This window comes from Pseudoxanthomonas sp. PXM04 (genome assembly GCF_014851695.1).
Classification (GTDB): domain Bacteria; phylum Pseudomonadota; class Gammaproteobacteria; order Xanthomonadales; family Xanthomonadaceae; genus Pseudoxanthomonas_A; species Pseudoxanthomonas_A beigongshangi.
In genome coordinates this window covers 369,070-382,223 of sequence record NZ_JACVAG010000002.1, presented here as the reverse complement: position 1 = coordinate 382,223, position 13,154 = coordinate 369,070, and the positions used below count along the sequence as shown (strand labels likewise).

Genomic DNA, 13,154 nt, shown 5'->3' with positions numbered 1-13,154 from the left:
ACAGGCTAGCCGTTGCCGGGATGCGCGGCCGCGCGTTTGCGCCGGAACGTTCCCGACGCGCGCCGAACCGAGCCGCGCCGGGCGTCCGGCCACGCCGCGCGGCCTATCCTGTCCATCGGGTTGCACCATGTATGCCATGACGCCGGATCCCGCTTCTTCCCGCCCTCCCGCTCCGCCGCTCGATCCGTCGCCGGCATGGTCGGGAAATGCCCTGTTCTGGTGGCTGCATGCGGGTGGCTGGGGCGGCGTTTTCCTGGTCAACTACTTTTCCGCGCTCGCCAACGGCAAACCGGCCGAATACTGGACCGTGCTGCTGGCGGTGGCGACGACCGGATTCCTGGGCACGCTGGGCCTGCGCTACCTGCTGCGCGCATGCGCCGACCGGCCGCCGGCGCGGTTGGCGCTGCTGATGATCGTGCCGGTGTTGTTGATCGCGGCGGCGATGGCGATGGCCTTCAAACTCGTCACGGATCTGGGGTGGTGCGGTCACTGCCTGCCCTTCACCCGGTTCGGCTACGTCACCTACGTGATCAGCCAGCTCTACGTGCTGGTGGGCTGGACCAGCCTCTATCTGGTCATGACCACGTGGCGGAAACTGCGCATGCAGACCGAAGCGGCGCTGGCGGCGACGGCGACGGCCCACCAGGCGCAGCTGAAGATGCTGCGTTACCAGCTGAACCCGCACTTCCTGTTCAACACCCTCAACGCCATCTCCACCCTGGTGCTGGACCGCGACAACGCCACCGCCAACCGGATGGTGCAGGGGTTGAGCGCATTCCTGCGCCACTCGCTCGACAACGATCCCATGCAGCGGGTGACCCTGAAGCAGGAACTGGACGCGATCGGCCTGTACCTGGATATCGAGAAGACCCGCTTCGCCGAGCGCCTGCGGTTGGAGATCGAGATAGAACCGGCCTGCTGGTCGGCATTGCTGCCAAGCCTGCTGCTGCAACCGCTGGTGGAGAACGCGATCAAGTACGCGGTGGCCAAGCGGGTGGAAGGCGGAACGATTGGATTGCGCGCCTCGCGCGAAGGGGAGCGCCTGAGATTGTCGGTCGTCGACGACGGTCCGGGATGGCCGGCGCTCGATCACGGGGGCGTGCCCCCGGACAACGCGCCGCGCGGCAACCGGGTGGGCCTGGCCAATACCCGTGATCGGCTTCGCGTGCTGTACGGCGCGCAACAGAGTTTCGATGTCCGCAATCGCGAGGAGGGCGGGTTCATGGTGACGATGACCCTGCCGTTCGAAACCGGCGGCGCGCCACGGGAGTGACCATGCCACGAGCTGCGAGTGAACGGATGATCCGGACCCTGATCGCCGACGACGAGCCGCTGGCGCGGCGCGGACTGGAACTGCGCCTGGCCGGCGAACGCGACATCCACATCGTCGGCCAGGTCGGCGATGGTGCCGCGGCGGTGCGCGCGGTGTCGGAGCACGCGCCGGATCTGCTGTTCCTCGACGTGCAGATGCCCGGCCTGGACGGCTTCGCGGCCCTGCGCGCGATCCCGGCGCAGCAGATGCCGCTGGTGGTGTTCGTCACGGCTTATGACCACTACGCGCTCAATGCCTTCGAGGCCAGCGCGGTGGACTACCTGCTCAAGCCGGTGGACGACAGCCGCCTGCAGCAGGCCCTGTTCCGCGTGCGCGAGGCGCTGGATCGCCGCGATGCCAGCGATCATCGCGCGCGGCTGCTGGGTCTGCTCGGCGCGCTCAGCGGCCGGCCCGCGTTGACCCTGGACGAGGCGCTGGATGCTGGCGGCGCGCAGGCGTTGCGCGATGCGGACACGCCGCTGGCGATCCGCGATGGCGCGCGCACCTTGCGGCTGCCGAGGAGCAGCATCCGCTGGGTCGATGCGGCGGGCGATTACCTGTGCATCCATACGGATCGCGACACCCACGTGCTGCGTGCAACGCTCGGACAACTGGAGAAACGGCTGGATCCGACCCGGTTTCCACGCATCCATCGCTCGACCCTGGTCAACGCCGGACGGGTCAGCTCGCTGCGTCCGCACCTCAACGGCGAGTATTTCCTGACCCTGGACTGCGGGCAGGAACTCAAGCTCTCGCGCAGCTACCGCGACCGGCTCGCCCTGTTCAAGTAACACGCGCCCGAGGCGCGTGCTCGGGAGGCATTGCGCCGAAGCGTGCGGAATCCGCGGTGGGCGCCATTGTCCGCGGACGCCCCGCCCGTCAGTCTGCACGGACATTCCCAAGGAGACGTGCAATGAACCAGCCGCGGTTTCGAAGCCTGCTCGCGGGTGCCCTCTTTGCCTTGACCGCGGGCGCGCACGCGCTGCCGGCCGATGCACCCGCTGCCCATCCGGCGGCGCAACAGGATCCCGCCGCGCAGGCGGGCATGCGCCAGGCGATCAATCACTACTTCCGCGGCCAGGCCACCGGTGAGGCGTCCCACATGCGCCAGGCGTTCCTGCCGAGCGCGCGGATCGAGAGCGTGCGCGACGGCAAGGTCACCTCGCTGACGCTGGACGAGTTCTGCGCGTTCTTCAAGGGCAAGGCCGCGGCAGACGAGGCATCGCGCGTGCGCACCATCGATTTCATGGATGCCTCGGGGAGCGCCGGCACCGCCCGCATCACCCTGGACCATGGCGCGGTCGTGATCACCGACTATTTCCTGCTGCTGAAGGTCGGCGACGAGTGGAAGATCGCCAACAAGATCTCCTATTTCGGCCGCAAGGCCGAAGGCCAGGCCGGATGATGCGCATGAAATCCGCGCTGCTCTTCGCTTCGCTCCTGTGCCTGTCCATTGCCAGTCTCCCCGCCCCCGCGGCGGACGGGCCAATGGCCCGGGAGGCCGAGGCGGCGATCCGCGCGACCGACGCCCGATGGTCCGAGGATCTCTACGCCGGCCGCCTGGACCGGGTGATGGAGAACTACGACGAAAACGCGGCGTTCCTGACCCATGGCAGTGCACTGATCCGCGGCAAGGCGGCGATCCGCGCGTGGTTCCGGGAACGCCTGGATACGCCGGGATACTCGGCCAGGTTCCGGCCCACGGAGATCATCATTGCGGCATCCGGCGACATGGCCTACGAACTGGGCGAGTTCGAGGCGACCGTCCTGTCCGGGGGACGGACGATGCGGGTCAAGGGCAAGCACCTGGTCACCTGGCGATGGAACGGCGCGCGTTGGCTGGTCACCGCCGAGTCGATCAACACCGATGGGCCGGCGGTCGCCGGGTAGGCCGCACGCCCTCGCGGGAAATCGGCGGCACTGCGGTCTGAACCGGCGCGGACGGCGCTGGACAGGGACGTGGGAGGAGTTCGGGCCGCCGCCACGACATGGGCGATAATGGCCCGGCAGGCGCCTGGCGGCCGCGGACCCGCGTCCCGGACCGTCCATCAGGCGGCCTGGATGTCCGCAGACCCCACTGGAAACAAGCCGAGCATGCCGTTGGAAACCGCCGTCCCGACAGGGGCAAAGCCCCGTAGTCCCGATATCAGGGAAGGCGTGACCCTGTCCGTCGCCCCGATGATGGACTGGACCGATTCGCATTGCCGCGTGTTCCATCGGTTGCTGTCGCCGCATGCGCGGCTGTACACCGAGATGGTGCATGCGCAGGCGGTAATCCACGGCGATCGCGATCGCCTGCTCGGGTTCGATGCGGTGGAACATCCGGTCGCGCTGCAACTGGGCGGCAGCGAGCCCGACCTGCTGGCACGGGCCGCGCGCATCGGCGAGGAATGGGGCTACGACGAGGTCAACCTCAACGTCGGCTGTCCTTCCGATCGCGTGCAGGCCGGCCGCTTCGGCGCCTGCCTGATGAAGGAACCGGCGCTGGTGGCCGACAGCGTGGCGGCGATGATCGCCGCGGTCGCGATTCCGGTGACGGTGAAGTGCCGGTTGGGCGTGGATGAACTGGAGGACTACGATCGCTTCCGGGCGTTCGTCGATACCGTCGCGGACGCGGGCTGCACGACGTTCTTCGTGCATGCGCGCAAGGCCTGGCTGCAGGGCCTGTCGCCGAAGGAGAACCGCGAGATCCCGCCGCTGCGCTATGACTGGGCCTACCAGCTCAAGCGCGAGCGCCCCGATCTGACCGTGGCGGTCAATGGCGGCATCGGCACCCTCGTCGACGTGCAAACGCACCTGCGGCACAGCGACGGGGTGATGCTGGGCCGCGCCGCGTATCACGAGCCGTATCTGTTGCATGAACTGGAAGCCTCGCTGTGGGGGGCGCCATTGCGCAGCCGCGCCGAGCTGCTGCGCGCGCTGCGTCCTTACGTGGAAAGCCGGCTGGCGGCGGGCGTCGCGCTCAAGCACGTGACCCGCCATGTCCTGGGCCTGTTCCATGGCCAGCCCGGCGGGCGCATGTTCCGCCAGATCCTGAGCGAGGGTGCGCATCGGCCGGGGGCCGACTGGTCGCTGCTGGAGCGCGCGCTCGCGGCGACGGAATCGCGCCTGCAGCCGGCCGCCTGAGGGCGACCCGCGATGCTCACCCGCGATATTCCGGAGTTCCTGCGTCTGGCCCGCGCCAGCGCCGCCGACTTCGGGCCTGCCACCGCGCGCGCCGCCTTCCTGGTCAGTCCGGAGGGTTTCGTCCGTGCCGACGAGTCGGCGCGCGACAACCGCTACATGGCCGATGCCGGCGGCTTCGATGGGCCGGCCGCGCTGGACGAACACCGCGCGCTGCATCGCGCGCTGTCCGCCGAGTTGCCGGTGATCGCCTTTCCGGGCAATCCGCGGACGCCGGACGCGGTGTTCCCCAACAACGTGTTCGCGACCGCGCCCGGGCGCCTGATCGTCGGCCGCATGCGCCACGAGGTCAGGCGGCGCGAGGCGGAGCGGGGCGATATCCGCGGCTTCTTCCGCGACACCCTCGGTTACCGGGAAGTCGACTTGTCCATCCAGCCCCATCCCTGCGAGCTGACCGGCGCGCTGGTCATCGACCGCGCACGCGGGCTGGGTTTCTGCGGCCTGTCCGACCGCTGCGACGAAGCCGGCGCGGCGCTGATGCACGAAGCGTTCGGCCTGCGCGCGACCCTGATGTTCGACCTGGCCCCGGGCGAATACCACACCAATGTCGTGCTGGCCGTACTGGCCGGGCGTGCCGTCCTGTTCGCGGCGCCGGGCTTTGCCGACCGGCGCGTGCCGGCTGCCCTGGGCGAACTCTACGGGTCACTGGCCATCGCCCTGTCACCGGACGAACAGGCCGCGTTCGCCGCCAACGCAATCGCGCTGCGCCCGGACAGCGTCTGGATGAGCGAACGGGCGGCCCGGGCGCTTTCCGCCGATACCCGCCGACGCCTGGAAGCGCAGGCCGGGTTCGTCGTGCGCGACGTCCCGCTGGCCGCCGTCGAGGCCGGCGGGGGCTCGCTAAGATGTTGTGTCGGCGAGATTTTCTGACCGTTCCATAAGCTGAACGGTGGCGCCAGGCTTGTGGATAAGTTCAGACCGGATTCACTGCCCGGAGCCAAGACTTTGCGTCCATTGGTCTAGAAGTGGTTTCGGGTTCCGTTCAGTTTGGGAAGCCGAGATCCGTTACGATTCCGTTATGCATCGCACACTTTCTTCCATCGCGTTCGTGGCACTGCTGGCGCTGGCCGGCATGGTGGTCGTGGCCGACGCCCGGGCGCAGGCACAAGGCCAGGGACAGGGCCGGGGACATGACGATCGTGGCGAGCGTTCGGGGCAGCGCGAACAGGGATTTCCCCGTTCCAACGATGCCCGCGACAACAACCACAATTCGCTGTCCGATTCCGTGCGCCGCGCCCAGCGCGAGCCCGGCATCCGCGTGCTGAGCGCCGAACGCGTGCCGTTCGATGGCCGGGACATCAATCGCATGAAAGTGATCGATGAGCGTGGCCGCGTGCGTTACATGGACGATGCCGGCGGCAGCCGCCGCCGCACGCCGTCGCGTGGGGGAGAAGGCGAACAGGCGCCCGCGTCTGCACGTAGTGATAACCCACCTCAACCGTAGTCTTACGTAGAATCACTCGTAAGCTCGTGGCGGCCCAGGTGCCGCCCGCATTCCAAGGAGAGTCCATGCGTATCTTGCTGGTCGAAGACGAAGCCCCCCTGCGCGAAACCCTGGCCGCCCGTCTGAAGCGCGAAGGCTTTGCCGTCGACGCCGCCCAGGACGGCGAAGAAGGCCTGTACATGGGCCGCGAAGTCCCGTTCGACGTGGGCATCATCGACCTCGGCCTGCCCAAGATGTCGGGCATGGAATTGATCAAGGCCCTGCGCGACGAGGGCAAGAAATTCCCCATCCTGATCCTGACCGCGCGTTCCAGCTGGCAGGACAAGGTCGAGGGCCTGAAGCAGGGCGCCGACGACTACCTGGTCAAGCCGTTCCATGTCGAGGAACTGCTGGCGCGCGTCAACGCGTTGCTGCGCCGTGCCGCCGGCTGGAGCAAGCCGACCCTGGAGTGCGGTCCGGTCGCGCTGGATCTGGCCGCGCAGACGGTCAGCGTCAATGGCAGCAACGTCGACCTGACCAGCTACGAGTACAAGGTGCTGGAGTACCTGATGATGCATGCCGGCGAACTGGTCTCCAAGGCCGACCTGACCGAGCACATCTACCAGCAGGATTTCGATCGTGACTCCAACGTGCTGGAAGTCTTCATCGGCCGCCTGCGCAAGAAGCTGGATCCGGAAGGCGAACTGAAGCCGATCGAGACCGTGCGCGGACGCGGCTACCGCTTCGCCATCCCGCGCACCAACGAGGCTTGATGGCGTCCCCGGCGGGCGCCGAACCCTCGGCCAGGCCGCGGCGCGCGCCGTTCGACGGCTGGCGCCCGCGATCACTGCGTGCCCGCCAACTGCTGGCCGCCAGTCTCGGACTGGTGGCCTTTCTCGCTTTGGCGGGCTACGCGCTGGATCGCGCGTTCATTGCCACCGCCGAGGACAACCTGCGCCAGCGCCTGAAAGCCTATGCGCTCAAGTACACCGACGAAATCGACTTCACCCGCGGCGGTGCGCTGATTCCGCCGTTCGACACGCCCGATCCGCGTTTCGAGATGCCCGACAGCGGCCTGTATGCGGAAGTGATCCTGCCCAACGACCGCTGGGGCTCCAACTCCACCCTCGGGCCTGTGCTGCCGGCGTCGCCGATGCTCGGCCCGCTGGAGGAAGCCTTCGACGGTCCGGTCACGTTCCGTCGCGCCGACGGCAGCGAGAGCCAGGTCTACCGCTATGGCGTGGGCTTCGTCTGGGCCGAGCGCGGCCCGGATGCGGAGTTTCCCTACAGCATCTACATCCTCGAGGACGCGCAGGCGCTCAACGCGCAGATGCGCGTGTTCCGCGGCGCGTTGTGGGTGTACCTGGGCAGCGCCGGCTTCATCCTGCTGCTGCTGCAGATGGCGGTGCTGCGCTGGAGCCTGCGTCCGCTGCGGCGCGTGATCACCGAGTTGACCCGCGTGCAGGGTGGACAGATCGACCGCATGAGCGAACGCCATCCGCGCGAACTGGAACCGCTCACCGACAGCATCAACGCCTTCATCGAGAGCGAACGCGAGAACCTGGAGCGCCAGCGCAATACCCTGGCCGATCTCGCGCACAGCCTGAAGACGCCGCTGGCGGTGCTGCGCACCCAGCTCGACAGCGGCAGCGGCGAGGCTTCGCTGCGGGAGGAACTGGACAACCAGCTCAAGCGCATGAATGGACTGGTGTCCTACCAGCTGGCGCGCGCGGCCTCCAGCGGCCACAAACTGTTCTCCGCGCCGGTGCCCATCGAACCGCATGCGGAAGAGATCGTCAGCGGCCTGGAGAAGGTCTACGCCGGCAAGCGCGTGCTGTGCGAATTCGAAATCGATCCGCAGGCGAGGTTCTACGGCGAGACCGGCGATTTGCAGGAACTGATGGGCAACCTGCTGGAGAACGCGTTCAAGTGGGCGCGTTCGCGCGTGTTGCTGACCGTGCGCCCGCTGCCCGCGGCACCGCAGCGGCGCGCCGGCCTTTACCTGTCGGTGGAGGATGACGGCCCCGGCATCACCGAGGAGAACATCCCGGTCGTCCTCCAGCGTGGCGTGCGCGGCGACGAGCGCGTGCATGGCCATGGCATCGGCCTGTCGATCGTGCAGGACCTGATCCGCGACTACCGCGGCGAGCTGCAGGTGGGACGTTCGGAGGAACTGGGCGGCGCGCAGTTCGTGGTCACCCTGCCGCAGGGACTCTGATCCGCCGCACGGTGCGCGGCGACCCGCCGGTCACCATTCCGGCGGCGGACCATAGAACCGGCGCAGGTGTGCGGCCACGTCGGGCATGGCCTGGCGCAGCAGGCGTGGTGCGGAGAAGTGGTATTCGGTGGCCACCGCGAAGAATTCGTCCGGGCCTTCGGTCGCATAGGCGTCGATCCGGGTCTCGCGGCCGGTATCCACCTCCTGGCACAACTGATCGTAGGCACGCTGGAAATCCTGCGCCCAGCGGCGGCGCCAGTCGCCGGGCAGTGGAGGCGTCCCGTCCATCTCGCCGTCGAGCGCATCCAGCTTGTGTGCCATTTCGTGCACGGCCACGCAGAAACCGGCGTCGGGTTCGGCCAGGTCCGCCTGCACGTCCGCCCACGACAGGATCAGCGGGCCGGCATCCCAGGATTCGCCGGCCAGATCGTCTTCCCATTCGTGTTGCACGCCCGCCGCGTCGGTGTGGCTGCGGTGCACGCGGAAGGCTTCGGGATAGACGATGAGCTGCGACCAGCCGCGCCAGCCGCGATGGCCGAATTCAAGCAGCGGCAGGCAGCACAGCGCGGCCAGTTGGGTGCACTGCTGGATATCGAGCGACAGCTCACCCAGCGGAGTGATGGTCTTTTCGTGCAGGAAGCGCGCGGTCAGTGCGCGCAGGCGCCAACGGCGCACGTCGTCGAGCCGCGCAATCCACGGCGTATCGCGGCAGATGCGTTGCCAGATCTCGTCATCGATGGGAGCAGGCGGACGGAACCGCCGGAGCAGTCGCAACACTGGTCAGCGAAACATGCCCGGCAGGAAGCTGTGCCATTTCGGTGCGCGCGGGCGCGGCAGCACCGGGCTTGGATCGCTTTCATCCTCGCCGCCGCCGCCGCGACTGCCCACCACCGGCAGCGTGCCGCCAGACGATGACGTGGTCGCGGGCGCATACTTGTCGCGCACCGACGCGCGCGCGGCGCGCGTGGCGGCTTCGCTGGGCGGGGATGCTTCGCTGGCCTTGTCGGCGATCTCCTGGCAAGCCGATGCGCTGACGGTCGACAAAACGCGGCCGTTCTGCGCCATCGCCGGCGCACAGATGCAGGTCAGCAGGACGATGAAGCTGGCGCGAAGCATCGGAGGACTCCTGTCGGATGGCGGCCGAGGCGGCGGCCATCCCGCTGAATATAGCCGGAAACCGGGATGATGGTCTGAATAGGCCGGGGCGCGGCGAAGTCGCCCGGGAGCGGCCGGAGCGGGCCCGGCGCGCGCCGGCATAATGACGCCATGTCATGCCCGCCCACTGCCGCCCCTGAAGCCTCCCTTCCGCCCGCCGACAACGGCCGGGAGCCGGGGCGGTGAGTGCCGAACGCGAGCTGCTGAGACGGCTGCAGGCCGGTCCCGTGTCCGGTGACGCGCTGGCCCGGGACGCCGGTCTGACCCGTGCCGCCATGTGGAAACGCATCGAGGCGCTGCGGGAGGCGGGGGTGCGCATCGACGCCAGGGCCGGCCGGGGCTATGCCCTGGCCGGGCCGCTGGACCTGCTGGATGCCGGAACAATCGGCCAGGCGCTGGACCCCGGCTGCCGGGATGGCCTGGCGGCGCTGGAAGTCGCCTGGTCGCTGGATTCGACCAACAGCGAACTGCTGCGCCGGGATACCCCCTCGCAGGGCGTGAGCGCATTGCTGGCCGAACAGCAGACCGGCGGGCGCGGACGGCGCGGGCGCCGATGGGCGTCGCCGGTCGCGGCCAACCTGTACCTGTCGCTGGCACGCCATTTCTCCGGCGGGCTGGCGCGGTTGGGCGGACTCAGCCTGGTCACCGGCGTCGCGGTGGCGGAGGCGCTGCGCGCGCTGGGCTTCGCCGGCACCGGACTCAAATGGCCCAACGATCTGGCGGTGGACGGCCGCAAGCTGGGCGGCGTGCTGGTCGAAGGCGGCGGCGAACACGGCGGCCCGGTCCGGGCAATCATCGGCATCGGCATCAACGTGCGCATGCCGGCGACGTTCGCGGCCGGCATCGACCAGCCCTGGATCGATCTGGCCGCGCTGGGCGGCACCGCGCCGGATCGCAACGCGCTGGCGGCGGCGCTGCTGTCGCATCTGCTGCCGGCGCTGGACCGGTTCGATCGCGATGGCCTGGCCCCGTTCCTGCCGCGCTTCGCGTCGCTGGACGTGCTGGCCGGGCGGGAAGTGGCGATACATGGAGCGCGGCAGACACGCCACGGTGTCGCCGGCGGGCTGGCCGAGGACGGCGCATTGCGCGTCCTGATCGATGGCGCCTGGGAGAACGTGCATGCCGGGGAAATCAGTGTGAGGGCGCAATGACGCAATGGTTGTTCGATCTGGGGAACTCGCGGCTCAAGTGCACGCAACTGGATGGCGAGGGACGTCCCGGCGAGGTGATCGCGTTCGGCCATGACGAGCGTGGGTTCGCCGAAGCGCTGCGGCGGCACTTGCCGGCCGCGGCGGATTCGGCCTGCCTGGCGAGCGTGGCGTCGCCCGTGCTGACCCTGGCCGTCATCGATGTACTGACCGAAAGATTCCAGCGCATTTCACTTGCCCGCACGCAGGCCGCGTTCGCGGGCGTGCGCGTCGCCTATGCACGGCCGGAAAAGCTGGGCGTGGATCGGTTCCTGGCGATGGTCGCGGCGCATGCCCGCGGCGCGCGCGCGTGGATGATCGCCGGCGTCGGCACCGCCATCACCATCGATCTCCTGGACGCACGCGGCCTGCACCGGGGCGGGCGCATCGCGCCTTCACCCGCGCTGATGCGCGCCGCGCTGCACCAGGCCGCCGCGCAGTTGCCGGCGCAGGGCGGCATCTATCGCGAGTTCGCCGACGATACCGAGGACGCGCTGGCGTCCGGTTGCGACGGCGCCGCGTTGGGCCTGATCGAACGCAGCCTGCGGCTGGCCGCCCGCGAACTCGGCGAGACGCCGGCGCTGCTGCTGCACGGTGGTGGCGCCGAGGCATTGCGCGCCTGCCTGCCTGAAGCGGAGTTCGTCCCGTCGCTGGTACTGGAGGGCTTGGCGCAATGGGCGAAGGCCGGCCGCCCCGCCGATGCGGCGGCGTGACCGTCATGGATAGAATCCCCGCATGCTGATTCGCGCCCTGATCGTCCTGCTGGCCGTCCTCAACCTGGGCGTGGCCGCCTGGTGGCTCACCCGCCCCAAACCCGCCGCGTCGCCATTGCCGGAAGTGCCGGCGGGAGTGACCAGGCTGGAACTGGTGGAATCCGCGGTGCTGCCATCGGCTGCGCCGCAGGCGGCCGTCACCGCCGCCACGCCGCCGTCTTCGCCCGCAGCGCCGGCCAGCGTGCCGGCCGCGCCGCCAACCGCCGCGCGGGCCTGTTTCCGCGCCGGTCCGTTCGCCGAGCGGGCCGCCGCCGATCTCGCGCGTGGCCGGATTGACCCGACGGTCGGCCGCGCGATTCCACGGGAAACGCCGGGGAAGGGCGCCAGCGGCTACCGGGTCTCGCTGCCGCCAATGGCCAGCCGCGAGGAAGCGGGGGCGATGGCGCAGCGCATCGGGACGGCGGGCTTCGACGATTTCCTGGTGATCAACCAGGGAGAGGAAACCAACGGAATCGCATTGGGTCGCTACCGCAGCCGGGAAGGCGCCGAGCGGCGCCAGGCACAACTCGCAGCGGCTGGTTTTCCCGCACGCGTCCATGCGATAGGCGAGGAGGGCCCGTCGCGCTGGTGGCTGGACGTCGCCGCCCCGGCCGGAACCACCGCCATGGCGCTGCGCCCGTTGGCCGGCGTTCCGGTGCAGCCGCAGGACTGCCCTGCCGCACTGCGGTAGAATCCCGGGACCGGCGCAACGCCGGCCCTCCGTGCCGCTTTAGCTCAGCTGGTAGAGCAACCGCCTTGTAAGCGGTAGGTCATCCGTTCGATTCGGATAAGCGGCACCATCTCGCTCTTGCGAGCGTCGATCGTCAAGCGGTCCATCGCCGCCGCGCTGCTGCAGCGCCACAGCCCGGTCATGCAAATCGGACTAGACTTCCGGATCTTTCCAGAACACCGAGTGTTGCCGATGGCCCGTACGTTTCCCCCCGTTTCCCTGATAGGCGTGCCCACCGACATTGGCGCGGGGCACCGCGGCGCGCGGATGGGACCGGATGCCCTGCGCATCGCCGGTCTCGGCGAGGCGCTGGCCGGGCGCGGGGTGGACGTGATCGACACCGGCAACGTGCAGGGACCGGCGAATCCCTGGATCGATCCGGTGCGCGGCTATCGCCACCTGGACGAAGTGGTGGCCTGGAACCATGCGCTGATGGAAGCGACCGCCGCCGAGTTGGGCAAGGGACGCCTGCCCATCATGATGGGCGGTGATCATTGCCTGGCAATCGGATCGATCACCGCCATCGCCCGTCATTGCCGCCAGCAGGGCAAGCGCCTGCGCGTGCTCTGGCTCGATGCGCATTCGGATTTCAACACCAGCGAAGTCACGCCTTCCGGCAACATCCACGGCATGCCGGTCGCGTGCCTGTGCGGCATCGGCCCGGATGCGCTGACCCGGCTGGGCGGCGACAGCCCGGCGATCACGCCGGCGATGGTGCGGCAAATCGGCATCCGCTCGGTGGATCCGGAAGAAAAGAAGCTGATCAAGGATCACGCGGTCGATGTCTACGACATGCGCTACATCGACGAAGTGGGCATGAAGCGGACCATGGAAGCGGCGCTGGAAGGCGTCGATGCCGATACCCACCTGCATGTCAGTTTCGACGTGGATTTCCTGGATCCCAGCATCGCGCCGGGCGTCGGCACCACCGTACCGGGGGGGCCGAACTACCGCGAGGCGCAGCTGGTGATGGAGATGATTGCCGATACCGGCCGGATGGGCTCCCTGGACATCGTCGAACTCAATCCGGTGCTGGACCGCCGCAACCGGACCGCCAAGCTGACCGTCGATCTGGTGGAAAGCCTGTTCGGAAAATCCACCTTGATGCGCGACTGAACCGGAGCCGGCCGCAGGCTTATTCATGCCTGAATGCCGCCCGCCGCTTTCACGTGCCGTGAACAGCCGGCTGTCCAT

Annotated in this window: 15 protein-coding genes and 1 tRNA gene; 14 read left to right on the top strand and 2 right to left on the bottom strand. The window is 68.8% G+C overall.

Annotated features, from left to right (window positions below):
• Positions 1 to 136 precede the first annotated feature (136 nt).
• From IB228_RS07745 to IB228_RS07705, 9 genes are all read left to right on the top strand, one after another.
• Positions 137 to 1,273: a histidine kinase gene (locus tag IB228_RS07745; protein ID WP_192198003.1), complete on the top strand. Its 1,137-nt coding sequence runs from the start codon at positions 137 to 139 to the stop codon at positions 1,271 to 1,273.
• 26 nt (positions 1,274 to 1,299) lie between these two features.
• The gene (locus tag IB228_RS07740) at positions 1,300 to 2,103 is read left to right on the top strand and encodes a LytTR family DNA-binding domain-containing protein (protein ID WP_183639255.1); all 804 of its coding nucleotides are present in this window, start codon (positions 1,300 to 1,302) and stop codon (positions 2,101 to 2,103) included.
• A 122-nt stretch (positions 2,104 to 2,225) separates the two neighbouring features.
• Positions 2,226 to 2,717: a nuclear transport factor 2 family protein gene (locus IB228_RS07735; protein ID WP_218533473.1), complete on the top strand. Its 492-nt coding sequence runs from the start codon at positions 2,226 to 2,228 to the stop codon at positions 2,715 to 2,717.
• Between the two features lie 5 nt (positions 2,718 to 2,722).
• On the top strand, positions 2,723 to 3,202 hold the full coding sequence (locus IB228_RS07730) for a DUF4440 domain-containing protein (protein WP_192198002.1): 480 nt from the start codon (positions 2,723 to 2,725) through the stop codon (positions 3,200 to 3,202).
• A gap of 267 nt (positions 3,203 to 3,469) precedes the next feature.
• Complete coding sequence (gene dusA / locus IB228_RS07725) at positions 3,470 to 4,438, top strand: tRNA dihydrouridine(20/20a) synthase DusA (protein WP_343227057.1); 969 nt, start codon at positions 3,470 to 3,472, stop codon at positions 4,436 to 4,438.
• Positions 4,439 to 4,450: 12 nt separating this feature from the next.
• Positions 4,451 to 5,365, top strand: coding sequence for an arginine deiminase-related protein (locus tag IB228_RS07720; RefSeq protein ID WP_192198000.1), 915 nt, complete (start codon positions 4,451 to 4,453; stop codon positions 5,363 to 5,365).
• A gap of 202 nt (positions 5,366 to 5,567) precedes the next feature.
• Entirely contained in the window at positions 5,568 to 5,939 is a 372-nt protein-coding gene (locus IB228_RS07715) for a hypothetical protein (RefSeq protein WP_318289389.1), read from the top strand.
• 65 nt (positions 5,940 to 6,004) lie between these two features.
• The gene (locus IB228_RS07710) at positions 6,005 to 6,691 is read left to right on the top strand and encodes a response regulator transcription factor (protein ID WP_141455518.1); all 687 of its coding nucleotides are present in this window, start codon (positions 6,005 to 6,007) and stop codon (positions 6,689 to 6,691) included.
• Positions 6,691 to 8,136, top strand: a complete 1,446-nt coding sequence (locus IB228_RS07705) for an ATP-binding protein (RefSeq protein ID WP_192197999.1) — start codon at positions 6,691 to 6,693, stop codon at positions 8,134 to 8,136. Before IB228_RS07710 ends, IB228_RS07705 begins: the two co-directional genes overlap by 1 nt.
• Positions 8,137 to 8,166: 30 nt before the next feature.
• On the opposite strand, the gene IB228_RS07700 is transcribed toward IB228_RS07705, so the two are convergent.
• Together IB228_RS07700 and IB228_RS07695 are read right to left on the bottom strand one after the other, a co-directional pair.
• Positions 8,167 to 8,913, bottom strand: a complete 747-nt coding sequence (locus IB228_RS07700) for a M90 family metallopeptidase (protein ID WP_318287773.1) — start codon at positions 8,911 to 8,913, stop codon at positions 8,167 to 8,169.
• A gap of 3 nt (positions 8,914 to 8,916) precedes the next feature.
• Positions 8,917 to 9,252, bottom strand: a complete 336-nt coding sequence (locus IB228_RS07695) for a hypothetical protein (RefSeq protein WP_183641428.1) — start codon at positions 9,250 to 9,252, stop codon at positions 8,917 to 8,919.
• A gap of 221 nt (positions 9,253 to 9,473) precedes the next feature.
• Between IB228_RS07695 and birA the strand changes: the two genes are divergently transcribed.
• From birA to rocF, 5 genes are all read left to right on the top strand, one after another.
• A complete protein-coding gene (gene birA / locus IB228_RS07690) occupies positions 9,474 to 10,442 on the top strand; it encodes a bifunctional biotin--[acetyl-CoA-carboxylase] ligase/biotin operon repressor BirA (protein WP_192197998.1) in 969 nt (322 codons plus the stop codon).
• A complete protein-coding gene (locus IB228_RS07685; protein WP_192197997.1) occupies positions 10,439 to 11,191 on the top strand; it encodes a type III pantothenate kinase in 753 nt (250 codons plus the stop codon). The genes birA and IB228_RS07685 overlap by 4 nt, the downstream gene beginning before the upstream one ends.
• Before the next feature lie 22 nt (positions 11,192 to 11,213).
• Positions 11,214 to 11,921: an SPOR domain-containing protein gene (locus IB228_RS07680; protein WP_192197996.1), complete on the top strand. Its 708-nt coding sequence runs from the start codon at positions 11,214 to 11,216 to the stop codon at positions 11,919 to 11,921.
• Positions 11,922 to 11,954: 33 nt separating this feature from the next.
• Positions 11,955 to 12,030, top strand: a tRNA-Thr gene (locus IB228_RS07675).
• 122 nt (positions 12,031 to 12,152) lie between these two features.
• Positions 12,153 to 13,076 carry an arginase gene (rocF, locus tag IB228_RS07670; RefSeq protein ID WP_183639239.1) on the top strand — a complete coding sequence of 308 codons (924 nt, stop codon included), beginning with the start codon at positions 12,153 to 12,155 and terminating at the stop codon, positions 13,074 to 13,076.
• The last annotated feature ends 78 nt before the right edge of the window (positions 13,077 to 13,154 follow it).